This window comes from Azospirillum sp. INR13, assembly GCF_015390205.1.
Classification (GTDB): domain Bacteria; phylum Pseudomonadota; class Alphaproteobacteria; order Azospirillales; family Azospirillaceae; genus Azospirillum.
This window is the reverse complement of sequence record NZ_VUOI01000001.1, coordinates 16,249-42,300: the sequence shown is the minus strand read 5'-3', so window position 1 is coordinate 42,300 and position 26,052 is coordinate 16,249. Positions and strand designations below refer to the sequence as shown.

General features: G+C 68.8%; 26 protein-coding genes and 2 pseudogenes. 17 read left to right on the top strand and 11 right to left on the bottom strand.

Annotated elements, in window-relative coordinates:
- Positions 1–296: 296 nt before the first annotated feature.
- The 9 genes and pseudogenes from F1643_RS00210 to F1643_RS21905 all read left to right on the top strand — a co-directional run bounded on the left by F1643_RS00210 (position 297) and on the right by F1643_RS21905 (position 8,673).
- A complete protein-coding gene (locus F1643_RS00210; protein WP_194909696.1) occupies positions 297–1,463 on the top strand; it encodes an ABC transporter substrate-binding protein in 1,167 nt (388 codons plus the stop codon).
- A gap of 190 nt (positions 1,464–1,653) precedes the next feature.
- Positions 1,654–2,529: a branched-chain amino acid ABC transporter permease gene (locus F1643_RS00205; protein WP_194909694.1), complete on the top strand. Its 876-nt coding sequence runs from the start codon at positions 1,654–1,656 to the stop codon at positions 2,527–2,529.
- 173 nt (positions 2,530–2,702) lie between these two features.
- On the top strand, positions 2,703–3,491 hold the full coding sequence (locus tag F1643_RS00200) for a branched-chain amino acid ABC transporter permease (RefSeq protein ID WP_255542258.1): 789 nt from the start codon (positions 2,703–2,705) through the stop codon (positions 3,489–3,491).
- Positions 3,488–4,312, top strand: a complete 825-nt coding sequence (locus tag F1643_RS00195) for an ABC transporter ATP-binding protein (RefSeq protein ID WP_206692219.1) — start codon at positions 3,488–3,490, stop codon at positions 4,310–4,312. The genes F1643_RS00200 and F1643_RS00195 overlap by 4 nt, the downstream gene beginning before the upstream one ends.
- A 14-nt stretch (positions 4,313–4,326) precedes the next feature.
- The gene (locus tag F1643_RS00190; RefSeq protein ID WP_063635298.1) at positions 4,327–5,031 is read left to right on the top strand and encodes an ABC transporter ATP-binding protein; all 705 of its coding nucleotides are present in this window, start codon (positions 4,327–4,329) and stop codon (positions 5,029–5,031) included.
- Between the two features lie 248 nt (positions 5,032–5,279).
- Positions 5,280–5,930 (top strand): maleylacetoacetate isomerase, encoded by a 651-nt coding sequence (gene maiA / locus F1643_RS00185; RefSeq protein WP_194909692.1) that lies wholly within the window; start codon positions 5,280–5,282, stop codon positions 5,928–5,930.
- 151 nt (positions 5,931–6,081) lie between these two features.
- Positions 6,082–6,501 (top strand): LytS/YhcK type 5TM receptor domain-containing protein, encoded by a 420-nt coding sequence (locus F1643_RS21915; protein ID WP_255542257.1) that lies wholly within the window; start codon positions 6,082–6,084, stop codon positions 6,499–6,501.
- Positions 6,502–6,581: 80 nt separating this feature from the next.
- Positions 6,582–6,983: pseudogene (locus F1643_RS24285) on the top strand (PAS domain-containing protein); the annotation flags it as partial.
- Between the two features lie 121 nt (positions 6,984–7,104).
- Complete coding sequence (locus tag F1643_RS21905) at positions 7,105–8,673, top strand: ATP-binding protein (protein WP_255542256.1); 1,569 nt, start codon at positions 7,105–7,107, stop codon at positions 8,671–8,673.
- A 9-nt stretch (positions 8,674–8,682) separates the two neighbouring features.
- On the opposite strand, the gene F1643_RS00175 is transcribed toward F1643_RS21905, so the two are convergent.
- On the bottom strand, positions 8,683–9,597 hold the full coding sequence (locus F1643_RS00175; RefSeq protein ID WP_014248737.1) for a DMT family transporter: 915 nt from the start codon (positions 9,595–9,597) through the stop codon (positions 8,683–8,685).
- Positions 9,598–9,802: 205 nt separating this feature from the next.
- Here F1643_RS00175 and F1643_RS00170 point away from each other — a divergent pair, with 205 nt between their 5' ends.
- The 4 genes from F1643_RS00170 to F1643_RS21895 all read left to right on the top strand — a co-directional run bounded on the left by F1643_RS00170 (position 9,803) and on the right by F1643_RS21895 (position 11,604).
- Complete coding sequence (locus tag F1643_RS00170) at positions 9,803–10,390, top strand: hypothetical protein (protein WP_194909690.1); 588 nt, start codon at positions 9,803–9,805, stop codon at positions 10,388–10,390.
- A gap of 55 nt (positions 10,391–10,445) precedes the next feature.
- Positions 10,446–10,643 (top strand): hypothetical protein, encoded by a 198-nt coding sequence (locus F1643_RS00165; protein WP_194909688.1) that lies wholly within the window; start codon positions 10,446–10,448, stop codon positions 10,641–10,643.
- A gap of 302 nt (positions 10,644–10,945) precedes the next feature.
- Positions 10,946–11,419 carry a hypothetical protein gene (locus tag F1643_RS21900; RefSeq protein WP_255542255.1) on the top strand — a complete coding sequence of 158 codons (474 nt, stop codon included), beginning with the start codon at positions 10,946–10,948 and terminating at the stop codon, positions 11,417–11,419.
- Positions 11,404–11,604, top strand: a complete 201-nt coding sequence (locus F1643_RS21895; protein WP_255542254.1) for a cold-shock protein — start codon at positions 11,404–11,406, stop codon at positions 11,602–11,604. Before F1643_RS21900 ends, F1643_RS21895 begins: the two co-directional genes overlap by 16 nt.
- A gap of 18 nt (positions 11,605–11,622) precedes the next feature.
- Here the strand turns inward: F1643_RS21895 and F1643_RS00155 are convergent, their stop codons facing one another.
- The 3 genes from F1643_RS00155 to F1643_RS00145 form a co-directional block, all read right to left on the bottom strand.
- Positions 11,623–11,889, bottom strand: coding sequence for a DUF2934 domain-containing protein (locus F1643_RS00155; protein WP_194909687.1), 267 nt, complete (start codon positions 11,887–11,889; stop codon positions 11,623–11,625).
- Positions 11,890–11,924: 35 nt separating this feature from the next.
- Positions 11,925–12,221, bottom strand: a complete 297-nt coding sequence (locus F1643_RS21890) for a CBS domain-containing protein (protein WP_370540420.1) — start codon at positions 12,219–12,221, stop codon at positions 11,925–11,927.
- 218 nt (positions 12,222–12,439) lie between these two features.
- On the bottom strand, positions 12,440–13,111 hold the full coding sequence (locus F1643_RS00145; RefSeq protein WP_194909685.1) for an NnrU family protein: 672 nt from the start codon (positions 13,109–13,111) through the stop codon (positions 12,440–12,442).
- 160 nt (positions 13,112–13,271) lie between these two features.
- Here F1643_RS00145 and F1643_RS21885 point away from each other — a divergent pair, with 160 nt between their 5' ends.
- Positions 13,272–14,588 (top strand): VTT domain-containing protein, encoded by a 1,317-nt coding sequence (locus F1643_RS21885; protein ID WP_255542253.1) that lies wholly within the window; start codon positions 13,272–13,274, stop codon positions 14,586–14,588.
- Positions 14,585–15,355 (top strand): OmpA family protein, encoded by a 771-nt coding sequence (locus tag F1643_RS00130; RefSeq protein ID WP_194909683.1) that lies wholly within the window; start codon positions 14,585–14,587, stop codon positions 15,353–15,355. The genes F1643_RS21885 and F1643_RS00130 overlap by 4 nt, the downstream gene beginning before the upstream one ends.
- A 573-nt stretch (positions 15,356–15,928) precedes the next feature.
- Here F1643_RS00130 and F1643_RS21880 read toward each other — a convergent pair.
- Positions 15,929–16,414, bottom strand: a pseudogene (locus tag F1643_RS21880) (phospholipase); the annotation flags it as partial.
- A 1,013-nt stretch (positions 16,415–17,427) separates the two neighbouring features.
- Here F1643_RS21880 and F1643_RS00120 point away from each other — a divergent pair.
- Entirely contained in the window at positions 17,428–17,823 is a 396-nt protein-coding gene (locus F1643_RS00120) for a hypothetical protein (protein ID WP_194909681.1), read from the top strand.
- A 165-nt stretch (positions 17,824–17,988) separates the two neighbouring features.
- On the opposite strand, the gene F1643_RS00115 is transcribed toward F1643_RS00120, so the two are convergent.
- Complete coding sequence (locus tag F1643_RS00115; protein WP_194909680.1) at positions 17,989–18,765, bottom strand: gamma-glutamyl-gamma-aminobutyrate hydrolase family protein; 777 nt, start codon at positions 18,763–18,765, stop codon at positions 17,989–17,991.
- A 14-nt stretch (positions 18,766–18,779) separates the two neighbouring features.
- Positions 18,780–19,799: an amidoligase family protein gene (locus tag F1643_RS00110; protein WP_194909678.1), complete on the bottom strand. Its 1,020-nt coding sequence runs from the start codon at positions 19,797–19,799 to the stop codon at positions 18,780–18,782.
- Between the two features lie 339 nt (positions 19,800–20,138).
- On the opposite strand from F1643_RS00110, the gene F1643_RS00105 reads away from it, so the two are divergent.
- Positions 20,139–23,246 carry a PAS domain-containing protein gene (locus F1643_RS00105; RefSeq protein ID WP_194909676.1) on the top strand — a complete coding sequence of 1,036 codons (3,108 nt, stop codon included), beginning with the start codon at positions 20,139–20,141 and terminating at the stop codon, positions 23,244–23,246.
- Between the two features lie 139 nt (positions 23,247–23,385).
- On the opposite strand, the gene F1643_RS00100 is transcribed toward F1643_RS00105, so the two are convergent.
- The 4 genes from F1643_RS00100 to F1643_RS00085 form a co-directional block, all read right to left on the bottom strand.
- The gene (locus tag F1643_RS00100; protein WP_194909668.1) at positions 23,386–24,234 is read right to left on the bottom strand and encodes an ImmA/IrrE family metallo-endopeptidase; all 849 of its coding nucleotides are present in this window, start codon (positions 24,232–24,234) and stop codon (positions 23,386–23,388) included.
- On the bottom strand, positions 24,167–24,595 hold the full coding sequence (locus tag F1643_RS00095; RefSeq protein ID WP_194909666.1) for a hypothetical protein: 429 nt from the start codon (positions 24,593–24,595) through the stop codon (positions 24,167–24,169). Before F1643_RS00095 ends, F1643_RS00100 begins: the two co-directional genes overlap by 68 nt.
- Positions 24,596–24,609: 14 nt before the next feature.
- Positions 24,610–25,125 carry a hypothetical protein gene (locus F1643_RS00090; protein WP_194909664.1) on the bottom strand — a complete coding sequence of 172 codons (516 nt, stop codon included), beginning with the start codon at positions 25,123–25,125 and terminating at the stop codon, positions 24,610–24,612.
- Positions 25,126–25,335: 210 nt separating this feature from the next.
- Positions 25,336–25,926 (bottom strand): hypothetical protein, encoded by a 591-nt coding sequence (locus F1643_RS00085; RefSeq protein WP_194909662.1) that lies wholly within the window; start codon positions 25,924–25,926, stop codon positions 25,336–25,338.
- Positions 25,927–26,052 lie beyond the last annotated feature (126 nt).

Here is a 26,052-nt window from a genome sequence, read left to right as displayed (position 1 = left end):
GAGGCAATCCGGACTTTCCGTTTGACAATCATTAATGTGATACACTACGTTGGATCATCAAAACAAATTTGTGTCATAAAACGAAACGACGATCCCCTGGGCCGAAGATGGAGGGATCGCAAAGGGAAGGGGAGGCGGACGGCAACATCCGTACTTCGATTGTGGCCACGAGGGCCAAAAATCTTCTTTCGAAACTGTTTCGTTTGAAACATTATGTGATGCAAATCGTCCCGCCGCGCCGGGACCGGGCCGCCGCCCGGTCCGGTGTCAAGGCGGGCAGCCCAAGGGAGGACATCATGCGCAAACGCCTGTTCGCCACCATCGCCTTCACTGCACTGACCGCCATGACCGCGGTTTCCGGCCTGCTGTCCGGGGCGGCGCAGGCCGCGGACCCGATCAAGGTCGGCGCCATCGTCTCGGCCACCGGCCCGGCCTCCTTCCTCGGCGATCCGGAGAAGAAGGTGCTGGAGCTGTATGCCGACCGCATCAACAAGGCGGGCGGCGTCGACGGCCGTCAGGTGCAATTGACCGTCTATGACGACGGCGGCGCCGCCGACAAGGCAGCCTCCTTCACCAAGCGCCTGATCGAGAGCGACGGCGTCGACGTGATCGTCGGCGGCACCACCACCGCGGCGACCATGGCGGCGGTGCCGCTGGTCGAGCGGGCCGGCGTGCCCTTCATCTCGCTGGCCGGCGCCGTGGTGATCGTGGAGCCGGTGAAGAAGTGGGTGTTCAAGACCCCCCATACCGACCGCATGGCCGCGGAAAAGGTGATGGAGGACATGAAGAAGCGCGGGCTGACCAAGCTGGCGCTGCTGTCGGAGGATTCCGGCTTCGGCAAGTCGGGCCGCGACCAGACCATCGCCGTCGCCAAGGAGCGCGGGATCGAGCTGGTCGCCGACGAGACCTATGGCGCCAAGGACACCGACGTCACCGCCCAGCTGACCAAGATCAAGAACAACGCGGCAGCGCAAGCGGTGCTGGTGTTCGGCCTGGGCCAGGGGCCGGCGGTGGTGACCAAGAACTACCGCCAGCTCGGCATCTCGCTGCCGATCTACCAGTCGCACGGCGTGGCGTCGAAGGAGTTCATCCGGCTGGCCGGCGGTGCCGCCGAGGGTGTCCGCCTGCCGGCCGCGGGTCTGGTCGTCGCCGCGCAGCTGCCCGACAGCGACCCGCAGAAGAAGGTCGTGACCGAATTCACCAAGGTCTACGAGGACAGCTTCAACACCGAGGTCTCGACCTTTGCCGGCCATGCCTATGACGGTCTGATGATCGCGCTGGACGCGGTGAAGCGCGCCGGCGGCACCGACAAGGCCAAGCTGCGCGACGCCATCGAGCAGACCAAGGGCTATGTCGGCACCGGCGGCACCGTGACCATGAGCGCCAAGGACCACATGGGCCTGACGCTGGACGCCTTCCACATGGTGGAGGTCCGCCAAGGCGACTGGGCGCTGGTGAAGTGACGAGCGCCGCTCAAGTTCCCTCTCCCCCCTGGGGAGAGGGTTAGGGTGAGGGGGATGCGCTGCGTGGATTCACAAGAATTGTGACGCCGCGGTCATCCCCGCAATCCACCCCACGCGTCCCCCTCACCCCGACCCTCTCCCCGGGGGGGAGAGGGGGAATCGGCGGGAGAGGAACATCAGGAACCCAACGATGTTCGCGGAACTGCTGCAATACATGCTGTCGGGGCTGACCATCGGCGCGATCTATGCGCTGGCGGGGCTCGGCTTTTCGATCATCTACAACGCCAGCCATGTCATCAACTTCGCCCAGGGCGAGTTCATCATGGTCGGCGGCATGGCGTCGGCCACCCTGACCGCGTCGGGGGTGCCGCTGCCGCTGGCGATCCTGATCGGCTGCGGCGGCGCCATGCTGGTCGGCGTCCTGGTGGCGAAATTCGCGGTGGAGCGGGCACGCAACGCCTCCACCGTCACCCTCATCATCATCACCATCGGCGCGTCGATCTTCCTGCGCGGCGTCGCCGAGCTGATCTGGGGCAAGGATTTCAAGCGGCTGGACGCCTTCTCCGGCGAGACGCCGATCCAGATCCTGGGCGCCTCGATGCAGCCGCAGTCGCTGTGGGTGGTGGGCACGGCCGGCGTGCTGATCGTCGCCATCGGCCTGTTCTTCAACAAGACGCTGACCGGCAAGGCGATCCTCGCCACCTCGCACAACCGGCTGGCGGCGCAGCTGGTCGGCATCGACGTGAAGCGGGTGGTGCTCGCCTCCTTCGCGCTGTCGGCGGCGCTGGGCGCCATCGGCGGGGCGGTGGTGGCTCCCATCACCTTCTCCTACACCGAGATGGGCATCATGCTGGGGCTGAAGGGCTTCACCGCCGCGGTGCTGGGCGGCCTCGGCCACGGGCCGGGCGCCGTTGCCGGCGGGCTGATCGTCGGCGTCGCGGAGGCGCTGGGCGCAGGCTACATCTCTTCGGCCTACAAGGATGCGGTGGCCTTCATCATCATCCTGGCCGTCCTTCTCTTCATGCCGAACGGGCTGTTCGGCAAGCGCGGCACCGAACGGGTGTAAGGACCGGATAACGATGAACGCACTCCTTCACGGGCGGCTGACCGGGCTTTTGGCACTGGGCGCGGTGATCGCGATCCTGCCGGCCTTCCTGCCCAACAACTTCTATCTCGACATCGCCATCCTGGCCGGCTTCAACGCCGTGGTCTGCGTCGGCCTGAACCTGCTGATCGGCTATGCCGGGCAGATCAGCCTCGGGCCATGCCGGCTTCTTCGGCATCGGCGCCTATGCGTCGGGCGTGCTGGTCGGCAGCTACGGCTGGCCGCCGGTGATGGCGCTGCTGGCCGGTGCCGTCTTCGTCGGGCTGCTGGCCTTCCTGGTCGCCAAGCCGATCCTGCGGCTGAAGGGCCATTACCTCGCCATGGCGACGCTCGGCATCGGAATCATCGTGTCGATCGTGCTGCGCACCGAAAGCGGCCTGACCGGCGGCCCGGACGGCATGATGGTGGAGCCGTTCAGGATCTTCGGCGTCGAGCTGTATGGCGAAAAGGTCTGGTACTGGGTGGTCGGCGTGCTGCTGATCGGCGTGGTCTGGCTGTCGCTGAACCTGATCGACAGCCCGATGGGCCGGGCGCTGCGCGCCGTCCACGGGTCGGAGGTCGCGGCCGAGGTGGTCGGCGTCGACACCGCGCGCTTCAAGGTGCTGGTCTTCGTGCTGTCGGCGGTGTTCGCCAGTGTGGCCGGCAGCCTGTTCGCCCACTACGCCGGCCTGATCACCCCGGCCAAGGCCGACTTCTTCAAGTCGATCGAGCTGGTGACCATGGTGGTGTTCGGCGGCATGGCCTCGACCTTCGGCGCCGTCGTCGGGGCCGTGGTGCTGACGCTGCTGCCCCAGGCGCTGACCGTCTTCCAGGATTACCAGCAGATCGTGCTGGGCGGCATCCTGATGGCGACGATGGTCTTCATGCCGAAGGGCCTTCTTCCCACCCTGGCGGCGCTGATCCCGGCGCGGAGGCGGGCATGAACATGCTGACCACGACCGACCTCGCCGCCGACACCACGGCCCAGGCCCGCCGCATCGGCCCGCCGATCCTGAAGGTGGAACATCTCAGCCGCGAGTTCGGCGGCGTGCTCGCCGTCGGCGATCTCAGCTTCACCATCGCGGCCGGCGACATCCATTCGATCATCGGTCCGAACGGGGCGGGCAAGACCACGCTGTTCAACCTTGTGACCGGCGTCTACAAGCCGTCGGGCGGCCGGGTGCTGTTCGACGGGGCCGACGTGTCGGGCATGGCGCCCTACAGGCTGGCCGCACGCGGCATGTCGCGCACCTTCCAGAACCTGCAGATCTTCTTCAACATGACGGCGCTGGAGAACGTCATGGTGGGGCGGCACCTGCACCTGAACACCCGGCTTCTGCCGGCGCTGTTCCGCTTCCCCTCGCTGGTGCGCAAGGACCGGGAGGCGCGTGACCGCGCCGCCCGGCTGATGACCGAGGTCGGGCTGGAGAAGTACATCGACGCCGACGCGGCCTCCATGCCCTACGGCGCCCTGAAGCGTCTGGAGATCGCCCGCGCGCTGGCGTCGGAACCGAAGCTGCTTCTGCTGGACGAACCGGCCGCCGGCCTGAACGCCACCGAAAGCCGCGAGATCGACGAGGTGATCAAGACCGTGGCGGGGAGCGGCGTCACCATCGTCCTGGTGGAGCACGACATGAAGATGGTGATGGGCATCTCGCACCGGATCACCGCGCTGAACCAGGGCCGCATGCTGGCCGAAGGCACGCCGCAGGAGGTGGCGGCCAACCCGGACGTCATCGCCGCCTATCTCGGCGCGGCACCGTAAGGGAGGTCCGGACCATGCTTCTGGAGATCGAGGGCCTCAACAGCCATTACGGCCGCATCCACGCGCTGAAATCGGCCAGCCTGTCCGTGCGGGAAGGGGAGCTGGTGGCGCTGGTCGGCGCCAACGGCGCCGGCAAGACGACGCTGCTGCGCACCCTGTCCGGCGTCCACCCCGCCAGCAGCGGGCGCATCACCTTCGACGGCTGCGACATCACCCGGATGAAGGCGTCGCGCCGCGTCGCCGAAGGGGTGGTGCAGGTGCCGGAAGGCCGGCAGCTGTTCGGACCGCAGAGTGTCGAGGACAACCTCCGCCTGGGCGCTTTCCGCCGCGGCAGCGGCAAGCCCGACGACGACATCGAGCGGCTGTACGAGATGTTCCCGGTGCTGAAGGTCAAGCGCGACCAGCCCGCCGGAACGCTGTCGGGCGGCCAGCAGCAGATCGTGGCGCTGGCCCGCGCGCTGATGGCGAAGCCCCGCCTGCTCCTGCTCGACGAGCCCAGCATGGGGCTGGCGCCGCTGCTGGTGGCGGAGATCTTCGACGCCGTGCAGCGGCTGAAGCGCGAGGGCACGACCATCCTGCTGGTGGAGCAGAACGCCCATGCCGCACTCGCCATCGCCGACCGCGGCTATGTGATCGAGACCGGCGAGATCGTGCTGAGCGACAGCGGCGCCGCGCTCCTGAGCAACGAGCGGGTGCGGCAGGCTTATCTGGGGCTGTGACGCTTCGGTAGAGTGTCGGCTTCGGATGCCCCCACCTAACCTCCCCGCTCTCAGCGGACCTACGGTCCGCCTGCCGCGTCAGCACAAAGCATGGCTTTGTGCGAGAGCTGGGCGGGGGAGGGACTGCCGCCACTCTGCCGAACTTGCGCTTATCCCCTCCCCCGCATCGGACCGACCTTCGGTCGGCCGAGAGCGGGGGAGGGTCGGGGTGGGGGCAACCGCCGCGACACTACAACGGACCCACGCCCGTGAAACTCCACACCTACTTCCGCTCCTCCGCCGCCTACCGCGTGCGCATCGCCCTGAACCTGAAGGGGCTGGCGCCGGAGCAGGCCTTCGTCCATCTGCGCCGGGGCGAGCAGGACAAGCCGCCCTTCGCCGATCTCAACCCGGAGCATCTGGTGCCGGCGCTGGAGGTCGACGGTCCGGACGGGCACCATGTGCTGACCCAGTCGCTCGCCATTATCGAGTATCTGGACGAGACTCATCCCAGCCCGCCGCTGCTGCCGGCCGATCCGCTGGGCCGCGCGCGGGTGCGGGCGCTGGCGCTGGCGGTGGCCTGCGACATCCATCCGCTGAACAATCTGCGGGTGCTGGGCCGGCTGAAGGCGATGGGCCACAGCCAGGAGGAGGTCGACGACTGGTACCGTCACTGGATCGGCGTCGGGCTGACCGCGCTGGAGGCTCAACTGGCCGGCGATCTGCGCACCGGCCGCTTCTGCCATGGCGACGCGCCGGGGCTGGCCGACATCCTGCTGGTGCCGCAGCTGGCGAACGCCCGCCGGCTGGCCTGCCCGCTGGACGGCTATCCGACCCTGCTGCGCATCGACGAAGCCTGCCGTGCCCTGCCCGCCTTCGCCGCCGCCGCTCCCGACCGCCAGCCCGACGCCGAGGCGTGAGGCGGAATCGTCGGACAGCCCGGCTGTTGTCCCGTCCAGGTCACATCCCACCCGCCGGTGTTAGCGGTTTCGCGACACTCTTCCGTGGTATAGTGGTAGCCGGGAATTGTGCGGGAACGACGGCCGGGCGATGTTGGGCAACTTTTCTTCGATGGCCTACGATCTTGCCGAGAACATCGCGGCAAGCGCCTTCGTCGTTCTCGCCTATACCTTCCTGATCCGCCGGTCCGGCGGATGGAACCAACTCACCCGACAGGTCGTCTTCGGCGCGGTGATGGCGCTGACCGCCCTGTTCTCCATGGTCCACCCGATCCATGTCGGACCGGGCATCTTCATCGACGCCCGGACCCCGTTGATCGGACTGGCCGCCCTGTTCGGCGGGCCGGTCTCCGCGGCGATGGCGGCGGCGGGCGTCGCCGGTTACCGCTTTTCCCTGGGCGGCGTGGGGATGGAGGCCGGGGTCGCCAATGCCGGGCTGTCCTTCCTGGTCGGCGTCGGCTTCGCCGTCTGGGTGAAGCGGCGCCGCGTCGGGCTGGGGTGCTGCCGCTCCTGCTGTTCGGCCTGCTTTTGACGCTGGCGTCGCTGTCCACGCTGGCATTGCTTCCCAACCTGGAACTGGCGCTGCAGGTGGCGGGGCGGACGGCGGCGCCCATGCTGGCGATCGTGCCGCTCGGCACCCTGTTCCTCGGCGTCCTGCTGCTGCGCGAGCAGCGCCATCACGGTTCCGAACAGCGGCTGGGCGAGAGCGAGGCGCGTTACCGTCTGCTGGCCGACAATGCCACCGACATGATCCTGGAGATGAAGGCGGACGGATCGGTCCGCTACCTGTCGCCGTCGGTCCGCGACATCCTGGGTCATGATCCCACGGAGCTCGTCGGCCGCGCCCCCGCCACCCTGCTGCACCCCGACGATCTGGAAAGTGCGGCGATGGCCTTCGCCGGCATGCAGCCGGGGTCGCCGCCCGTCACCTTCACCCACCGGCTGCGCCACCGCGACGGCCATTACCTGTGGGTCGAATCCAGCATGCGCCCGACGGTGGGGGCCGACGGCGTGTTCGTCGTGGTCGGCGTCGTCCGCGACGTGACCGAGCGCAAGCGCCATGAGGAGGAACTGTCCGCCGCCCGCGCCGAGGCCGAGGCGGCCAACCGCGTGAAGTCGGAATTTCCTGGCCTCGATGAGCCACGAGATCCGTACGCCGCTGAACGGCGTCATCGGCTTCGCCGACCTGCTGCTGGGCACCGACCTGACGCCGGAACAGCGCCAGTATGTCTCGCTCCAGCGCGAGGCCGGGCGCGGGCTGCTGGCGATCATCGGCGACATCCTGGATTATTCGAAGATCGAGGCCGGCAAGCTGGAGTTGGAAGAACGCGCCTTCGACCTGCACCGGCTGCTGCGCGACTGCCGCGACCTGATGAGCAACGCCGCCTCGCAGAAGGGGCTGCTGCTGCAACTGTCGCTGGGCGGCACGGTGCCGCGCTTCGTCCGCGGCGACGAGGCGCGCATCCGCCAGATCCTGCTGAATCTGGTCGGCAATGCCGTGAAGTTCACCGAACGCGGATCGGTGCTGGTTTCCGTCGGCTTGCTGTCGGGGGAGGCGGACGGCCATGGCGAGGACGCGCCGGCCTTGGTCCGCTTCTCCGTCAGCGACACCGGACCCGGCATTCCGGCAGCCGATCAGGCGAACCTGTTCCAGCGCTTCAGCCAGGGCGACCGGTCCACCACGCGGCGCTTCGGCGGCACCGGGCTTGGACTGATCATCTCCAAGCAGCTGTCGGAACTGATGGGCGGGCGGATCGGCGTGCAGAGCAGCCCGGGCGTCGGCAGCACCTTCCGGTTCGAGTTGCCGCTTCCGGTGGCGGAGGCTCCCGGCCTCGTGGCGGAGCGGCGGGCGGAGGGTGCCGCCGGGCGCTTCGCCCGCATCCTGCTGGCCGAGGATGTGCCGATGAACCAGATCGTCACCTCCTCCATCCTCTGCAAGGCCGGCCACACGGTGGAGGTGGCGGAGGACGGCGTGCTGGCGGTGGAGGCGGTGCGCGGCGGCGAGTTCGACCTGGTCCTGATGGACATGCAGATGCCCCGGATGGACGGCTTGCAGGCCACCGCGGCGATCCGTCAGCTTGGCGGACGGCGGGGTGCCGTGCCCATCATCGCGCTGACCGCCAACGCGCTGACCGATCAGCTGCAGCTTTGCCTGGATGTCGGCATGAACGACCATGTGACCAAACCGATCGAGCGCGACACCCTGCTGTCGGCGGTCGACCGCTGGCTGGAGGCCAAGGCGGATGCAGATGCGAATGCTGCGGCGGGGGCTGCGGCGGATACTGCCCGGCCCGGCGGCGACGCGGAGGAGGCGGGCGCGCTGGCCAGGGTTGCTCCGTTGTCCGGCGGCGCGCCTGTGCTGAACCGCGGCGCGCTGGACACGCTGGCGGATACGCTGGGCGGCGACGTGCTTCCCCGCTTCGTCACCGGCACGCTGGCCGAACTGGCCCTGCGCGCCGACCGCATCGGCAAGGCGGAGACCATGAAGGACGCCGCCGCCGATGCCCATGCCATGGTGTCGCTGGCCGGCAATGTCGGCCTGCTGGAGCTGTCGCGGCTGGCCCGCAAGCTGCAGCATGCCTGCGAACAGGATCGCCCCGAGGTGCCGGCGCTCAAGGCGCAGCTGCGCGATGCCATCAACCGCGGCTCCGCCGCGCTGCAGGCGGCGCTGTCCACCCTGGGCGTCGCGGTCGAGGCGCGCTGAGGATGTCTTCTATCGGTTGACGATCAGGGCCACGCCGGCCACGGCGACCGCGGCGCCGGCCCAGGCGCCCAGCGACGGGCGCTGGCCGGTCATCAGCCACATCATCGGCAGGATCAGCACCGGGCTCAGGGCCGACAGGGTGGCGACCACGCCGGCGTTGCCGTGTGCCAGCCCGACCAGCAGAAGCGTCATCCCCAGACCGACGCCCAGAAGCCCGTTGCCGGCGACCTGCAGGGCGAGCTTCGGCGTCAGCCCGCGCGGCAGGAACAGGCCGCCGCCGGCCGCCGCCGCATCGCCGCCCCGCAGCGCCGACAGGGCACCGATGGCGGTGAACATCAGCGCCGCCGTCGTCACCCGCACGGTAGCCGACGCGACCGGATCGGCGCCGGCCGCCATCACCGGCTTGGCGATCACCGATCCCACCGCCTGCGCCACCGCCGCCACCAGACAGACGCCGACGCCGGCCAGCAGGCTGCCCTGCACCGCTTCCCAATTGTGGGTGGAGCCGGAGCGCAGGGCCACCGCCAGCATCACCCCCAGCGTCACCAGCACGATCCCCAGAGTCGTCCACGTCCCCAGCGCCTCGCCCAGCAGGGTGTAGCCGAGCAGGGCCGTCAGCGGCGCGTTGGCGGCGTAGATCACCACGTTGCGCCGCGGCCCCAGCCGGCTGAGCGACCAGAACAGCGCCATGTCGCCCATCACGATGCCGGCGGCCCCCGACAGGGCCAAGGTCAGGACCGCGCCCGTGTCCAGCGTCTCCCAGCCGCCCAGCAGCGTGGTGGCGACCAGCAGGACCGCGGCGACGATGGTCAGGCGCACTCGGTTGAACGCGATGGAGCCGAGCACCCGCACCGGCCCGATGGCGATCAGGCCGCCCGCGGCCCAGCACAGCGCCGCGCCGAGCGCAGCCATATTGGCGATCATGATGGACTTATGAACCGTTGGTTGAGGTCGTGGACCGGCACTCTACAGCAGCCGGCGACTGCCCGCGAAATGAGCAAGCTGCATGGCCGGGCCTATCTTCCGCCCGGCCATCGGAACCAGCCACCGGAACCCGGCCCTGCCGGTCGCCGTTGACTCGGTTGACATACGCCGTCCGTGGCACAGCCAACCGAGGAGGATGCGACCGATGCGGACAGATTTCACGAGGCTTGGCCCCGTCGCCCCCCTCGCGCTCGCGATGGCGGCCGGGCTTCTGGCCGTCCAGCCGGCTGCCGCACAGACCGGGGCGCAAACCGGCTGCGCCGCGATGGTGGAGCAGTTCGCCGCCAACCGCGGCCTGTCGACCGAACCGCCGCCGGTCGCCGTTCCCGACAGCGCGCCGCCCGGCCTGTCCGGCTCGACCCCGCGTGACGAGCTGGGCTCCGGTTCCGGATCGGGCACCAGCAGCGAGGACCTGGCCCAGTCCGGCGGCATGGTGGCGCCGCCCGCCGTCGGCGACCGGTCGGTGATCGAACCCCCGGCGACCGGCAGCAACATGCCGACCGCCCCTTCCGTCGCTCCGCAGGCCAACTCCCGCGCGATGCCGGACAGCGGACCCGGCGGCTCCGGCGGGGCCAACGGGCTGATGGGGCAGGCGGCGCGCAACGCCCAGTTGGAGGCCCTGGTCACGGCGGCCCGCAGTGCCGCCCGCGACGGCGACGAGGCCCGCTGCATGGAAAGCCTGAACGACGCCCGCCGCCTGTCGCAGACGGCTCCCGGGGGCCAGGGCGGCTGACCCGCCGCGTCCATTCCAATCACCGCTGCCCTTCCACCGATGGAGGACACCGAGCATGAATTTCAGCCTTGGTCCTTTTCCGCCGTCTCCGCCGCGCGAGCCGTCCATTCCCCCGGTCGGTCCCGAAGAACCGTTGCCGGTGCCGGGCGATCCGTCCCGCCCGCCGCTGGGGGAGCCGCCGGCACCGATCCCCGTTCCGCCGCGCGAACCGCCGCCGGTGCCCGACCGTCTGATGGACCGCCTGATGGGCTGACGGCCTGGCCGTAAGATTTTACAGCCTGTCCGGCGTATTCGGAGCGGTCCCGACTTGCCAAAGCCGCCAGGAACGGGCGATGTGTCAGAGGTTGGCGTCCGCCGGTCCATGTCGGGACAGGTTCGGGCGCCGCTTCTGTTTGCCGGAGTTCGGGTTTCCCATGTACAATCAGCCGCCCCGCAGCCACGTCTATCGTCAGCCCAACGTCGTCGCCACCCAGGTGACGGCCACCGTGAAATGGTTCAACCCCGAACGCGGCTATGGCTTCGTCAAGGTCGGGGACAGCGGCCAAGGACGCCCTGTTGCCGGCCTCGCTCGTCGTGCCCGCCGGCCACACCACCCTGCCGGACGGCGCCACCGTCGTCGTCGACATCGTCGAGGACCGCAAGGGCCAGCAGGTCAGCGTCCTGCATTCCGTCGATCTCTCCACCGCCGCCGCCCCGGCCCGTCCGCAGGGACGCGACCGTGGCTTCGGCGAGCGCAGCTTCGGCGATCGGGGCGGGGATCGGGGAGGTGACCGCGGCTTTGGTGATCGGGGCGGCGATCGCGGGTTCGGAGCGCGCCGCGATGCCGGTGGCCCGCGTGACCGCAACTTCGGCGACCGGGGCGGCGACCGGGGCGGCTTCCAGGACCGCGGTCAGGGTCGCGGCTTCCAGGATCGTGGCCAAGGTCGCGGTTTCCAGGACCGGAGCCAGGACCGTGGTGGCTTCCAGGATCGCGGTCCCGCCGTCCGCAGCAGGACAGCGGCCCGACCAGCGAGATGGGCGCCACCGTGAAGTGGTTCAACGGCGGCAAGGGCTATGGCTTCGCGCAGCCCGACGGCGGCGGGCGCGACGTGTTCATCCCGGCCCGCGCGCTGGAGAGTGCCGGCCTGCGCGGCCTGGATGACGGGCAGCGCGTGCGCATGACCGTGCGCCAGACCGAAAAGGGCATGGAAGCGGTCAGCCTCAAAGTCGAGTGACCGCTTCCGCCGTCCGGCCTACTGGTCGGACGGTACCGTAGACTGCCCCAGATGCTCCGCCGCTTCCCGCTGGTTGCGGGCGGCGGGGTCGTCGGGGACGGCAAGCCCGGCGTCCGGGCTGTTGACGCGGGGACCGCCCGAGTTGCGGCGGTCCTCCTCCTCGATCTCGCGGGCGGCCTGCGCCCAGTGGTCGAGATGGCGGTGTTCGGGCCGCCCTTCCTGTTCCCAAAGCTGATAGGCGCGTTCGCGGACCCGCGGGTCGTCCGGACCCAGTGTGTGTTCCATGATGGTCGGCTCCACTTCGAAGGGTTGCGGGCCGGTCAGCTCCGGTCCGGCTGGGAGGGGGAGGAGATCCGCTCCAGCGCGCCCTGCACGGCGCGGTCGTTCTTGGCTTCGGTTGCCAGATCGCCCAGCGAGACGATGCCCGTCAGCCGGTCGTTGCGGTCGACCACCGGCACGCGCCGGATCTGCTGGCCGGCCATCAATTCGGTGACGCTGCCGACCGGGTCGTCCTCGTAGCAATAGCGGGGATTCGTGGTCATCACCTCCGCCACCTTGCAGCGGTCGGGCTGCTTTCCGGCCGAGATGGCGCGGACGGTGATGTCGCGGTCGGTCACCACGCCGACCAGATCCCGCCCTTCGCAGACGGGCAGGATGCCGACGTTTCAACTCGTCCATCAATTGCGCGGCCCGGCGGATGCTGTCGTCGGGCCGGACCGTCTGCACGTCGCGGGTCATGATCTCGCGGATTTTCATGCGGGGCTTCCTGGCACAGTGGCGGTGAGGCGCGGTACTCCAGTCCCGCCTCAACAGATGCGCCGGTCCGCCGTCGCGCTCAACCTATCCAGTAGAGGGGTTCCACCCCGAAGAGCCAGGGGTGCAGCAACAGCATGCCCCCATAAGCGGCCAGCCCTCCGGCCAATCGCGCCGGCCCCATTTCCGCCAGACCCGTCAGCGCGCCGCGTATCCCCTGCGGGCCGGCCAGCGGCAGAAGCGAGGTCTCAGCCCGGAAGGCGCGGCCGGCCGGGCTGCGGCCCAGGACGATCTCGTTCTTGACCAGCGCGAACAGCGCGATGGCCGCCATGGTGCCGAACAGCAGCACGCGGCGCCCGTCGCCGGTGGCGTTCAGATGCGCCAGTGCCCACAGCAGCAGCGCCAGGCTGCCCGGTGCGCGGGTGAGGCGGTAGATGCCGTGCGGCGGATTGGGATCGCCCTGGCTGCCGAAGCGGGTGGTGACGCGGGCGACCAGCAGCAGGAAGGCCACCGGCATCACCACCGCCACCAGCGGCGCCGCCCAGTCGAAGGGCGTGAACACCACCTCCCCGCCATCGGCGGCGCGGTAGGCCAGCACGAACAGGGTCAGCGTCAGCAGCGAGCCGACGGAATGGATCGTCACGAAGCCGCCGCGGCCGAGCCGGGCGATCAGGGCGGGCCGCACCCCCGGCCAGGACGGCAGGGCATGGCTGAGGAACAGCAGGGCGGCGGCGAGGGCGAGGGATGCGGTCATGATGGAGACACTGAACAGTGGATGAACGACCCGCGCCTTGACTCGGGTCAAGAGGGGACGGGTCAAGAGGAGTTCGCATGCGCAATCGGGGAACGCCCACGCCGGTCGCGCGGTTCACAGTATCGAAACTCCCCATTCCACCGCCAACCCGATCGAGCAAATGACCGAGTGGATCATCCAGATCGTGCAGCAGTTCGGCTATCTCGGCATCTTCCTGATGCTGATCCTGGCCCGCGCGCTGCCGCCGATCCCGGCGGAGACGGTGATCCCGCTGGCCGGCATGGGGGCGGCGACGGGGGAGTTCAACCTGCTGCTGGTGGCGCTGGCTGCCGGGCTCGGCTCCGCAGTGGGGGAACTGGTGTGGTATGCGCCGGCCCACTGGATGGGGCGCGAGCGGTTCGAAGCCTTCCTCGGCCGTCACGGCCATTGGCTGACCGTGAAGCCGGAGCAGGTCCATCGCGCCACCGGATGGTTCGCCCGGCGCGGCGGCCTTGCCGTCCTGCTGTGCCAGCCCCTGCCGGGCCTGCGCACCCTGATTTCCGTCCCCGCCGGGGCCTGCGGACTGCCGATGGGGGTGTTCCTGCTCTATGCCGCGGCAGGGGCGACGCTGTGGTCGCTGGTGCTGGCCTGCACGGGCTATCTGGTGCGGGTGGGTTTCCCCTGGATCGCCGACCTGATGGTGCCGGGGACATTGCTGCTGTTCATCGCCCTGATCGGCGCCTATGTGCTGCGGCTGGTCCGCCACCGCCGCGCCAGCCGACGCGCGGCCCGGACCGGGGGTATCGCGCAGCGGAGGCTGATCCGCCGTAAACCGCCGTGGAACCTTCGTGCAGGCTTGCGCGTTGGAGGCACGAACCACCCGAACGGACATGGCCTTACGGCCAGTAGCGTCGGCCAGGATTTTCGGCGTGAGCCGCTTCCGAAAGGACCCAACGCGATGACCCGCAATTCCGCAACGACGAACCGGTGGCGTGCCGCCGCCGTCCTGTCGGCGGCGCTCGGCATGGCCGCCTGCGCCTCCGACGTGCCGCCGCCCACTGCACAGCTCGGCGCCGCCTCCCAGGCCGTGCAGGAGGCCGAGCGCGCCAACGCCCTGCAATATGCGCCGGTCGCCCTGCAGAGCGCCCGCGACAAGCTGGCCGCCGCCGACAAGGCCATGCGTGCCGACGAGCGCACCCGCGCCCGCCGCCTCGCCGAGGAGGCCCGCGTCGATGCCGAACTGGCGACGGTGACCTCGCAGCGCGCGGTGACCCAGCAGGCCGCCACCGCGGTCCGCCGGTCCGCCACCCCGACCGCGCCGCAGTCGGCAACTGCGCCGAATGCCGCGCCGGTCTACAGCGGGTCGAGCTATAGCGCTTCGGGCATGAGCGGCTCCAGCGACCCCGCACCATCCGCCGTTCCGCCGGCGCCCGCCGGTTCGCTTGGGACCAGCACCGGCAACAGCTGGGGCTACAGCTATCCGGAGGTGCGGCAATGAGCATGCTCGCCCCCCGCGCTCTGCTGGTGCTGGCCGGCCTCGGGCTCGGCCTCGCCGGCTGCGCCACCCAGCCGACCGACAGTGCCGCCCTGACCCAGGCGCGCCAGGACTACAGCCTCGCCGCCGCCAACCCGCAGATCGCCGGCAACGCTCCGCTGCAGCTGCGCGACGCCGAACAGGCCCTGCGTCGGGCCGAGGCGCTGCGCGACCAGGGCGCCGAGGCCTCCGAGGTCGATCATCAGGCCTACCTCGTCAGCCGCCGCGTGCAGATCGCGCAGGAGACGGCCGGGGTGAAGGGCGCCCAGACCGTGGTCGCCAACGCCGACACCTACCGCCTCCAGGCCCGCAACACCGAGCTGGAGCAGCAGCTGCGCGACCTGCAGGCCCAGCGCACCGAGCGCGGCCTCGTGATGACGCTCGGCGACATCCTGTTCTCCACCGGCCGGGCGGAACTGACCCCCGGCGCCTATGAGCGCATGGACCGGCTCGCCCAGTTCCTGCAGGCGCATCCGGCCCGCACCGTGCGGATCGAAGGCCACACCGACAACACCGGCAGCGACACCACCAACCTGCGCCTGTCGGAAGCCCGCGCCCAGGCCGTTCGCGACGCCCTGTCGGCGCGTGGCGTCCCGCCGTCGCGCATCGTCACCCAGGGCATGGGCGAGGCGCAGCCCGTCGCCTCCAACAGCAACGATGCCGGCCGCCAGCAGAACCGCCGCGTCGAGATCATCATCTCCGACGACGGCACGGTGGCTCAGACACGCTGAAGGGGCCATCGCGCCCCACATCTCCGACAAACAGCCCTTCTCCCCTTGCGGGAGAGGGGCTTCGCTCATCACAAAGCAGCGCTTCCAGTTGCAGGATGGCCTGAGAACGAAAAGCCCTACCGCCCGCGTCCGTCCTTCCGCACCGCCCGCACCACACCCCAGGCTCCCGCCGCCAGACCCACGGTCAGCAGCGCCGCGGCGGCCACGCGCAAGGCGGATCGCGGCGGAGCGGGCAGGCGCTTCCACGGGGCCCAGGCCTCGTCCGGATCGTCGGGATCGGCGATGCGCAGGGGCGGCGAAGGCCTGCTCGGTCAGGCTGGGATCGGTGGCGGGAAGGTCCACCAGACGGCGGCCGGACTGCCGGCACAGGCGGCCGATGGCGGCGATCAGGCTTCCCGTCTCCCGCAGCTCGGCCTCCAGCCGGTCCTGCTCGATGCCCATATGCTCGGCCAGCAGCCGGTTGCGCACGCCGGTGATGGCGTCCGCCGCCCGGTCGCGCTCGGGACCGTCCTCTTCCGGCGCCTCGATGGACAGGTCGCATTCGGTGTCGTAACCCATCGAGCGGTTGTTCAGGTTGGAGGAGCCGATGCGCAGCAGCCGGCCGTCCACCGCCACCACCTTGGAATGGACGATCACCGGCGCCCCCTGTTCGGTCACCGGGGTCATGGCGCGCAGGCGGCCGAAGCGGTCGGCCTCGCGCAGGCAGCGCAAAGCGACCGACCGCGGCGTGTCCATCGCCATGCGGTCGAACCAGCTCGGGCTTTCCATCGACACCACCACCACCACTTCCGGCCCGTCGGGCTCGGCCAGCCGGCGGGCCAGCGCGCTGGCGACACGGGCGGAGGCGAAATACTGGTTTTCCAGATAGATGGTCCGCTCCGCCGCTGCGATGGCGGCAAAAGTCAGCGCCTCGCTCTCGCGGATTGCCGGGCTGTCGTCGGTCGCCGGCACGGTGCGCGACACGCCGATCACCGCGTCGGCCAGCACCGGATGGGAGCAATCGCGCAACGGACAGTCGGGCCAGGGGTCGTGATCCGGTGGCGGGCAGGGTTCCGGCATTTCGCCGGTGGCGCAGCGCCAGCGCTCCCGCGCCAGTTCCGCCAGCGCTCGGGCGGCGTCGCCGTCGACCATCATCATCACGTCGTGGCGGGGGCCGTAAGGCTCGCCGTCCGGCCCGCGGCGGCGCGGGTCGTCGTCGCGATGCTCCGACGTGTCCCAGCGGTCGAAGGAGAAGTCGATGCCGCCGCAGAAGGCGAGCGCGTCGTCGATCACCAGAATCTTCTGGTGCTGGGCGGCGCCGACCGGCAGTTCCCCGTCCAGCCGGGCGTTCAGCCGGCGGCCGGTGTTGCGGTTCCAGCGCTCCAGCGGTTCGTGCGGGTGGTCGAGCGCGATGGGGAAGGGCATATCCCATTTCAGCGCCCGCACATGCAGGCCTGGGCGCGACCGCATAAGCCGGGCCAGGAAGCGGCCGAGCGTTTCCGGGCTGTGGGGATCGAGCCGCATGCGCGGATCGACGTCCCAGCCGACCAGCAGGATCGAATGCCGCGCCTTTTCCATCGCGGCGCGGGCGGCGACGAAATAATCGGCGCCGTCGACGAGAACCGCCACCCGCCCGGCCCGCTCCGTCCGCCAGCAGGTGACGCCGGGGCGCAGCACCGGCCCGGCTGCGGGCTGCGGGGAATGGATCGGCGGGGCGGAAGGATTGAGCTTCATCGGGAAAAATCGACTCCGGGCGCGGCGGAAACGCATGGATACCGTGCGGTCGGCTGTCCGGCACACTGTCCGCCTCGCGGCTTGAACCCCGGCGCGGGCCGGTTGTTCCCGCCGCAGGCCCAGTGCGTCGGGATCACGCCGAAGGAGGCCCCGCAGGCACGCTTTTGCCGCGGATTCTTGAGAAAATTGCATCCATCGACCGAAACCATGGGCGGATTGCCCTGTTGAACCCGGTGAAAGAGGCGGTGGCCCGGCCGGCAAGCGCGACGCCGACATGGCACGCGATGCAAGGCCAGCCATCCGCCCCGATCCGAAAGACGCCCGACTGCGAGGCGTTGCCACCATGAAGGAGTTCGAGGATGCGTAACCTGATGATCGGCGCCGTTTCGGCGGTTCTCCTGATGGCTACCCCGGCCCTGGCCCAGACGGCGCCGCAAGTTCCGCAGGGTTCGGCCGACAGCGCCACCAGCTACACCGGTCCGGACGGTGTGGTCCGCACCACGCCGGGCGCCACCACCTCGCCATCGGCCGGCTCGTCGAGCAACGGCCCGGTGAACGCTCCGGGCACTTCGGGTTCGACCGGCACCTCCAGCGGCAGCATGTCCGGTTCGTCCACGCCGGGCGTGACAACCGCGCCGTCGGGCATGGGCAACAACACCGGCAGCAACATCCCGCGCGACAACCAGACCGCCACGGGCACCCACTGCCCGCCGGGCACCCCGAACTGCGGCCCGGACCAGGGCGGCAGCCAGTAACGTCCGCTCAGCGGCCATGATACCGCGGGCGCCCCGGAGCCATCCCTCCGGCGGCGCCCGTGTCGTTTTGGCCTGCGTCGTTTTGGCCCGCGTTGCTTTGGAATTGAGCGTCCTCAAAGGGCCGATCCAGGGGAAAGGCGCGGTAGTTGCCGAGATCGGGACGCCTCAGCCCTGCGCCCGCACCGACTGGCGGGTGGGTGAGGCCTCGGTCCGGTCAAGGTCGGCCGGGGCGGTTCCGGCGATGTCGTCCAGCGGCTCGGTGCCCATGGCGGTGGCGACCAGACTGCGGAACAGACCCTGCTGGCGGCTGTCCGTCACCAGATACTCCGGGTGCCACTGCACGCCGATCATGAAGGGCTCGTCGGGCGCCTCGATGCCCTGGACGATGCCGGCGCGCTCGCGGGCGACGACGCGCAGGCCGTCGCCGACGCGGTCCACCGACTGGTGGTGCAGGGCATTCACCCGGCATTCGGCGATGCCGAGGATACGGTACAGCCGGCTGTCGGGCTCGATGCGGATGCGCTTGCGCGGCAGCACGGTGCGCATGTGCGGCGCTTCCTCGTACACCTCGTGGATGTCGACGTGCAGCGAGCCGCCGCGGTGGACGTTGATCATCTGCGACCCGCGGCAGATCCCCAGCACCGGCAGGCCGAGCTTCGCGGCGCAATCCAGCGCCCGCATCTCCAGCCGGTCGCGTTCGGGGTCGATGCGGATGTGCGGCCGGGCGGATTCGCCGTAGAGCGCCGCGTCGATGTCGTCGCCGCCGCCGACCACCAGCGCGTCCAGCCGGTCGATGGGGAAGGGCGACTCTGTGGTGATGCGGACCGACGCGGCACCGGCCCGCCACAGGGCAAGCCGGTTGGCCATGGCGGCGATGCGGCTGCCATGGACGGAGGCGGTGATGCCGACCAGCGGCCGGGATCTTCCGATGACGGCTGCCATGGCACGCTCCCTCTTCAAACGGCCTGCCGCAGGGTGCCGTCCGCGGCATCCTCCTCGCCGGGCGGGCCATGGATAGCGGGATTCGCGGCCATGAAGCCGTCGATCCGCTCGGCCCAGCGATCGGGCGCCTGCGTCCCGGCCATCTGCCGGTACTCGGCGCCCAGCCCGTCCAGCAAGGCGCGGTCCGCCGCCAGCCGCTCCACCGCCACCCAGCGATTCCAGTCGGCGGCGAGCGACCAGTCCGGATCGCTCAGCCGCGCGTTGGGCAGCCGGTAATGGAAGGTCGGGCGTGGGCGGATGTGGGGGTCCTCCATCGCCTTCGCCAGGCGGTCGGGGTCGAGATGGGCGAACAGCGGGAACAGGTCCAATTCGCGATTGCGGGTGGGGTTGTCGGCCAGATAATCGTCGATCAGCCCGCCCAGGTCGGGGCGATAGGCCGGATCGGCCAGCTTGGCGGCATAAGGGGCGGGAAATGCGGCGATGAAGCCGGACAGGCGGCGGGTCGGATCGACGCGGATCTCCCGCCGCAGCCAGGGCGCCAGGATCAGGAAGGCCTTCAGGTGGTCCAGCACATAGTCGCCGTCCGTCCGTGCCACCTCCGGATTGAAATGCAGGCCGAAGGCGAACAGCGGGCTGGACTCCGTCCCGGCGGCACCGCGGTCGCGCAGGCAGGCGACCAGCCTCTCCAGGTCCGGCATCCGCTCCACCGTCACCGGCGGAGCGGCGATCTCGAAAGGCATCACCAGACTGCCGATATTGCCCCAGAGCGGACGCAAGGGGTCCAGCACCGCGGCCCCTCCCTTGCCGGGATGGGCGGAGCGCATATCCAGTTCCACCGTGAAGTCGCCCAGGGCGGTGCCGCTCACCAGACATCGGTGCGGGTTTTCGACGGTGACCGTCCCCCCGAACAGTTCGCGCACGCAGGACGCGGCCGACGGCGCGTCCAGGTCGGCGAATTCAAGTTCCACCCCGACGCGGCGCGGCGTGCCCTGGGGGGTGGTGCGGAGCGGGGGGAGGAAGAAGGTATGGGTCATTGCAAGCCATCAACACCCCATTCCCTGCGCTGTTCCCGCACCGTCGGAAATCCAAATCCGGCCTTGGGGTGGAGGTTCAGGTCCCGGCGACGTCATACCTCTTTTGGTCGTAACCACTCGTTGGGGGTATGTTTTAAATTTTTAAACAAATGCGGCTGACCAACCGGCATTTCTGATGGCGTTTCTTTCGATCGGGCGGGAGCGTTCCGCCTATTCTACTCAGCTGCTTTCTAAATTAACCGGCGCTTAACCATAGTTGCGTTAGCGATAGGCAAGCGGCACGGTGGTGCGTCTGGTGCGCCATCCGGTCGGATTCGCGGTGGGAGCCTCGTCTACGCCATGACCCTTCTGGCACGCCTCTTCATCCTGGTCCTGCTCGCGGTTCTGCCGGCGATCGGCATCCAGATCTACAGCGTGCTCGAACAGCGGGCGGAACGCGAGGCGGAGGTCACCCTCCAGGCCGAACGGCTGCTGCGTCAGGTGGAGAGCGAACATGTCCGCATCCTGGACAGCGCCCGACTGATGGTCACCGCGGTGACGGAGGCCCCCTTCCTGCGCGGAGACGGGAGCGGGGGCGAGGTCGCCGGTTGCCAAGCCTATCTGGAGCGTCTTTCCGCCCGCTCCGCCGACTACCGCACCCTGTCGGTCACCGATGCCGGCGGGCGCATCAAGTGCAGCGCCGACCCGTCGCGCATCGGCTCCTCCCTGACCTCCCAGCCGCATTTCCGCCGGGCGATGGCCCAGGGGCGTTTCGTGGTCGGCGAATGGACGATCACCCATTCCGGTGTCGCCGGCGGCGAACTTCCGGTCGCGGTTCCCTACACCGACGCCGATGGCAAGCGGGCCGGCGTGATCGCCCTGTCTCTCGACGTGCCGCGGCTGACCTCCATCTTCGCCGCCCGTCCGATGCCGGAGAACACTGCCCTGACCGTCGCCGACCGGTCCGGCACCATCCTGGTCAAGCTGCCGGGCACCCAGAGCCGCGCCGGCGAGCGGCTGCCGGACAATTACCTGCCGCTGCTGTCGGCGACCGACATGGGTGTGACGATGCTGCCCGGACTGGACGGCGTCTCCCGCATCCTGGCCTTCTCCCCACCCACCGCCGGGATCCGCGACCTGTTCATCGGCGTCGGCGTCGACCGCGGTGCCGCGATGGGGGCGGTGGACCGCGCCACCCGCGACGGGCTGCTGATGACCCTGTCCGGCTTCCTGGTCGCCGCCGCCGCCGCCTGGATCGGCGGCACCCTGTTCATCCGCCGCCCGGTCGACGCGCTGGTCTGCGCCGCCCGCGACTGGAGCGAGGGCAAGACCGCCACCCGCGTCAAGCTGTCGGACCGCTCGTCGGAGATCGGCCAGCTCGGCCATGCCTTCGACATGATGGCCGACCGGCTGGAAGCGCGCGAAGCGGCGCTGCGCCAGTCGGAAAGCCACATCCGCGCCGTTCTGGACGCGCTGCCGGCCTATGTCGGCGTGCTGACGCCGGACGGGGCGGTGGCCCAGGTCAACCGTGCCGCCGCCGATGCCGCCGGGCTGCCGGCCGCCCGCATCGTCGGCCGTCCCTTCGACGAGATCTGCTGGCTGTCCTTCGACGACGCCGGGCGGGAACGGCTGCGTCAGGCGCTGGCGCTGGGAGCGCACGGCCGCTCCTCCCGCTTCGACTCCGGGCTGCGGCTGGGCGACGGGCGCGAGCTGACGGTGGACGTCAACCTGACCCCGATGGTCGATGCCGACGGCCATGTCACCCACCTGATCGCGTCGGGCATCGACATCACCGAGCGCAAGCGCACCGAGGAGGCCCTGCGCGTCGCCGAGGAGCGCGTGCGCACCGGCCTGCGAAATTCGGGGGTGGCGGTGTTCAACCAGGACCGCGACCTGCGCTACACCTGGGCCCATTCCGAATTGCTGGGCTTCTCGCCGGAGACGCTCAACGGCCGTACCGACGCCGACCTGTTCGACCATGGCGAGGAAGCCGACAACCTGATGGCGTTGAAGCGCCGCGTGATGGAGAGCGGCGTCGGCGCGCGGGAAGAGGTCCGCATCCGCTGCAAGGGCGAGGAGCGCTTCTTCGACCTGACAGTCGATCCGCTGCGCGATCCCTCCGGCCGGGTGGAGGGCGTCACCTGCGCCGCCGTCGAGGTCACCGACCGCAAGAAGGCCGAGGCCGAGCTGCACCGCGCGCGGGAGGAGGCCGACCAGGCCAACGAAGGCAAATCGAAGTTCCTGGCCGCCGCCAGCCACGACCTGCGCCAGCCGGTCCAGTCGCTCTATCTCTTCACCGCGGCGCTGAGCGACCGGCTGCAGGGGCACCCGGCGCTGCCGATCCTGGACAACATCCGCCAGGGGCTGGACACACTGAAGACCCTGCTGGACGGACTGCTCGACATGTCGCGGCTGGAGTCCGGAAAGATCGTCGCCACTCCGGTCGAGGTGCGGCTGAACCAGCTGCTCGGCCGCCTGGTCGCCGAATATGGTCCGCGCGCCGCCCAGAAGGGGCTGGAGCTGCGCGCGGTGCCGACCCGTGCCTGGGTCCGCACCGACCCGGCCCATCTGGAGCGCATCCTGCGGAATCTGGTGGAAAACGCGCTGCGCTACACCACCAGCGGCAAGGTGCTTCTGGGCTGCCGCCGCACGCCGTCGGGCATGCGGGTGGAGGTGTGGGACACCGGCGCCGGCATTCCCGCCGACCGGCTGGAGGACATCTTCGAGGAGTTCACCCAGCTGGGCGAGCGCAGCGAGCGCGGCCTGGGCCTGGGGCTGGCCATCGTCAAGCGGCTGTCGCGGCTGCTCGGCCATCCGGTGACGGTGCGGTCGTGGGAGGGCAAGGGCTCGGTCTTCGCGGTGGAACTGCCGCGGGTGATCCTGGGCAATGCCCGTCCCGCCAGCGGCACGGCCGCCGCCGCGGCGACGCTGGCCCGCCGCGTCGCCGCCGCCAACGATGCGGCCAATGCCGCCGCCAACGACCGGGGACAGGCGATCAGCGCCATTGCCAGCGCGTTCGGTGGTGGCAAGGGCAGGGGGGTGACGGGTGGCGACGTTGCGGTCAAGACTGCGGTCTCGCCCAGCAAGGAAGCGGATGCCAAGGGCATGGTGCTGGTGATCGACGACGAGGCGATCATCCTGCTCGGCCTTAAGGCGATCCTGGAGGGCTGGGGCTATGACGTGCTGACCGCCAAGTCGGGGGATCAGGCGCTGGAACGGCTGCGCGCCGACGGACGCTGTCCGAAGATCGTGCTGGCCGACTACCAGCTCCAGCAGGGCCGCACCGGCCCGGAGGCGGTCGTTGCGGTGCAGACCATGCTGGGCCGGACCGTTCCCGGCATCATCCTGACCGGCGACACCAGCACCGAACGCCAGGAAGAGGCCGAACGCCGCGGCTTCCGCCTCATGCACAAGCCCGTCTTCCCGAACGACCTCCGCCGCATGATGGCGAGCGCCGGAGCTGCGTGAGGTAGCGGAGGTATCTTTTTGCCCACAGAGAAAATGTCCGAAATTTCCCTTTTATATCAATTATTTAGGCGCACATTGGGAACCAATTGCGCCCGCGAGCAAGATTATTTCGTGTCCTCGGATTCACGTCGCTTCCCGATCATGGAAGCAGCCGGACGAGGCTGATGGCTTGGAAGCCGGAGCCATCGCCACCGGCTCGTAGCGTGTGGTCGATGACGGTGCGCCCGTCCGCATCAGGAGCAGCGAACCATGACGAGGCTGCTTTCGGATGAGGCCCACCTTCGCCAAGAAGTCCACGACCGAGATCGTGGAAGACTTCATGTACGTACGAACCGGTGGATGCTGTAGTGACTGGCCGCCAATGCCGGGGAAAGGTTGGTGATCTGCGCCACCATGCGAGGCCGTTGGCATTGTAAGCCGTGAGTATGACCGGATGTAGGGATAGGTCCACAAGTCGCAACGCCGCTGCCGTGATGCTGACGCCGAACTGTCGCGCGATGGTTCGTGCATCTCCCAGATCGAAGTCTGCCCCTGGCATCGAATCTCTTAGGAAGGTATCTGGCAGGAGCAGACCCGAGGCGAATGCATTGGCTTCGGCTTCGTGGCGCCCTCCGCGGCCGTAGGGGATGTCGCCGTGGGCACAAGCGGAATGGATGTGGCCGAGGGTCCAGTGGCCGATCTCGTGGGCGATCGAGAATCTCTCCCGCGGACTGCCGTCGGAGCGGCGGGGTCCGGACGCATCTGGGCTGACCGTGATGATGCCCCCTCGGGGACCGGTTACAAGACGTGCGACGCAGCCGTCCAGGCATCGACGCCGTATTCGCAGCCCAAGGTGGGCGGCGATGATGCGCAGATCGATGTCCTCGGGACGGCGTATGCCGAGTTCGTCGAGGAGTGCTTCGCCCGGACGGTAGCGCTGGTCAGTCAACATTCCTGTCGTCTGCCAGCAGCCCAAGATCATCCAGGTCTTCGAGGAGACCGAGGACATCTTCGTCGCTCAAGCCTTGCCCTTGGCGATACGCTACCGTCAAGGAGCCGGGAATGGCGGCGTGTGCTGCCATCACCGCGTCGAGGAGAAGCCGCCGCTTTGTCGGGTCATTGGGGAGGCGACGCCTGCGCGAGGCATCCTGCTGCTCGAATTCCTGGAGGCGCTTGATCGCGTTTCGGCGGTTGTCCTCGGCGTTTCGTTGGAGCATTTCCCGCGTACGGGCGAGCATGCGGGCTCCAATCTGATCGAAGTCATCGCCGTGGGATGCGACGATTTCCCGAAGCTCCGCTTCGTCGGCCTCCATAACAGCTTCGACTTGTGCTTCGGCGATTCTATCGAGGAATTCTTCGGGCTTGGGCATTGGATCGTTCCCCATCATCCGATGATCCTCTGTGCTTCGGTGCGTAGCATGGCACAGGTCTTCTCAAGCCGGGATCGTGGAATCGCAAGTCGCCCGATGATCTCGCTTGCCTTCCGTCCCATTGCCAGACCTTCGATCACCCCGGATTCGATGCGCATGTGGGCGAACCGCTTATGAAGCCGTTCGACGATCTGGGATGCCTCGACGATGCGTTCAGGACCCGGTGTGTTGCCGGGGATGGCCTCCACACCGTCGTCGTGTTGGGCTCCATCTTCCCGATCAATTGTAGCGGATGGAGGCGAAATTATGATCTGAGCCCATCGCCTCTGCGTCTTCCGGTCGCTGTTGACTCTGGATCGCACGGCCATGTTGAGGAAGGTGGGGAACGCCACCTTGGCTGGCCAACCTCTTTCCCCGATGAGGATCGACTCGATTGTCTCGTGAACGATGTCCTCTGCCGCCTTCAAAGGAGTGTCAGGCCTTACGGTGCGGACGATGCGTACCAAGCGGTTGTAATCAGTCTCCGTCAAGCTAGAGATCTGAAGGCGCACAAGGTGCAGGGGCGCGTGCTGGGACAAGGGGCGATCATCGTTTGTCGTCGGCAGATCGCTAAGACTAACGAAGGAGGCGTGGCGCGTCCACCCGTAATCTACCCATACGTGCGGTATGTTGTCTCCCGAGTGATCTGATGATCGGTGGTGGAGGAAGGGGAATCCTGTCCTCTCTGGAATGGATGACCATCAATCGTCGTCGGTGAGATCCGTCGCAAGCTGGATGGTCATTTGGTGTTCATTCAATACTTCATTGAGCAGATCATAGTCGTTCGTACTGCCGAAGCTGTACATATCGTCTTCGCTGGTGTCCGCATTTCCGCTGACCTCCCATCCGGCGTTCCCGACTTCATTCAGGGCGACGCACAGGGAGTGGGTGAAGGCGACCAGTTCAGGACAGATCGATTTATATCGTGCGAGATCCTCGCGTGTGATTGTCTTGGTGCCCGTGTCGAATGCCGGGGTCGTTGCCTTGAAGGAATTGACTGCCGACCGCTTCAGAAGTTCTGCGGTGCGGGCGCGCATACGCGCACCAATTTCGTCGAAATCCTCGCCGGCCGCGGTGGCCATGGCCCGGAGTTCGGCCTCGCTGGCCTGCTCGATCTTCCTGATCTGGGCGTCGATGGCTCTTGGGGTGAAGATTCCGGACATATGAATTTCTCCTTGCATGGCTTGATCCGCGGTCTGCGGGGTGGCGCTGCACGCGCCGCCACCCCGCAGACCGCGGATCCGCATGCGCGTCGCCGAAGTGCAGCCATGCAGGACTTGCGCATCAGACATGAAACCGCGAAACGCGCGTGATGCGGAGAGCAGTAGTGATCAGCGGCGCTGGCTTGCCGGCAGCCTCTATCTTTGAAGTGTGTCGTACGTCTATGCTATTTGGCGCCCTTATAAATATGAAGGTAA

Coding starts and splice junctions, on each gene's coding strand:
- F1643_RS00190 (WP_063635298.1), top strand. CDS start 4,327: ATGCTTCTGGAGATCGAGGGCCTCAACAGCCATTACGGCCGCATCCAC.
- F1643_RS21885 (WP_255542253.1), top strand. CDS start 13,272: ATGACCGAGTGGATCATCCAGATCGTGCAGCAGTTCGGCTATCTCGGC.
- F1643_RS21905 (WP_255542256.1), top strand. CDS start 7,105: ATGAGCCACGAGATCCGTACGCCGCTGAACGGCGTCATCGGCTTCGCC.
- F1643_RS00200 (WP_255542258.1), top strand. CDS start 2,703: ATGCCGGGCAGATCAGCCTCGGGCCATGCCGGCTTCTTCGGCATCGGC.
- F1643_RS00085 (WP_194909662.1), bottom strand. CDS start 25,926: ATGTCTGATGCGCAAGTCCTGCATGGCTGCACTTCGGCGACGCGCATG.
- F1643_RS00130 (WP_194909683.1), top strand. CDS start 14,585: ATGAGCATGCTCGCCCCCCGCGCTCTGCTGGTGCTGGCCGGCCTCGGG.
- F1643_RS00120 (WP_194909681.1), top strand. CDS start 17,428: ATGCGTAACCTGATGATCGGCGCCGTTTCGGCGGTTCTCCTGATGGCT.
- F1643_RS00105 (WP_194909676.1), top strand. CDS start 20,139: ATGACCCTTCTGGCACGCCTCTTCATCCTGGTCCTGCTCGCGGTTCTG.
- F1643_RS21915 (WP_255542257.1), top strand. CDS start 6,082: ATGGCCTACGATCTTGCCGAGAACATCGCGGCAAGCGCCTTCGTCGTT.
- F1643_RS21895 (WP_255542254.1), top strand. CDS start 11,404: ATGGGCGCCACCGTGAAGTGGTTCAACGGCGGCAAGGGCTATGGCTTC.
- F1643_RS00145 (WP_194909685.1), bottom strand. CDS start 13,111: ATGACCGCATCCCTCGCCCTCGCCGCCGCCCTGCTGTTCCTCAGCCAT.
- F1643_RS00110 (WP_194909678.1), bottom strand. CDS start 19,799: ATGACCCATACCTTCTTCCTCCCCCCGCTCCGCACCACCCCCCAGGGC.
- F1643_RS00165 (WP_194909688.1), top strand. CDS start 10,446: ATGAATTTCAGCCTTGGTCCTTTTCCGCCGTCTCCGCCGCGCGAGCCG.
- F1643_RS00170 (WP_194909690.1), top strand. CDS start 9,803: ATGCGGACAGATTTCACGAGGCTTGGCCCCGTCGCCCCCCTCGCGCTC.
- F1643_RS00205 (WP_194909694.1), top strand. CDS start 1,654: ATGTTCGCGGAACTGCTGCAATACATGCTGTCGGGGCTGACCATCGGC.
- F1643_RS00175 (WP_014248737.1), bottom strand. CDS start 9,597: ATGATCGCCAATATGGCTGCGCTCGGCGCGGCGCTGTGCTGGGCCGCG.
- F1643_RS00210 (WP_194909696.1), top strand. CDS start 297: ATGCGCAAACGCCTGTTCGCCACCATCGCCTTCACTGCACTGACCGCC.
- F1643_RS00115 (WP_194909680.1), bottom strand. CDS start 18,765: ATGGCAGCCGTCATCGGAAGATCCCGGCCGCTGGTCGGCATCACCGCC.
- F1643_RS00100 (WP_194909668.1), bottom strand. CDS start 24,234: ATGTCCTCGGTCTCCTCGAAGACCTGGATGATCTTGGGCTGCTGGCAG.
- F1643_RS00095 (WP_194909666.1), bottom strand. CDS start 24,595: ATGCCCAAGCCCGAAGAATTCCTCGATAGAATCGCCGAAGCACAAGTC.
- F1643_RS00195 (WP_206692219.1), top strand. CDS start 3,488: ATGAACATGCTGACCACGACCGACCTCGCCGCCGACACCACGGCCCAG.
- F1643_RS00155 (WP_194909687.1), bottom strand. CDS start 11,889: ATGGAACACACACTGGGTCCGGACGACCCGCGGGTCCGCGAACGCGCC.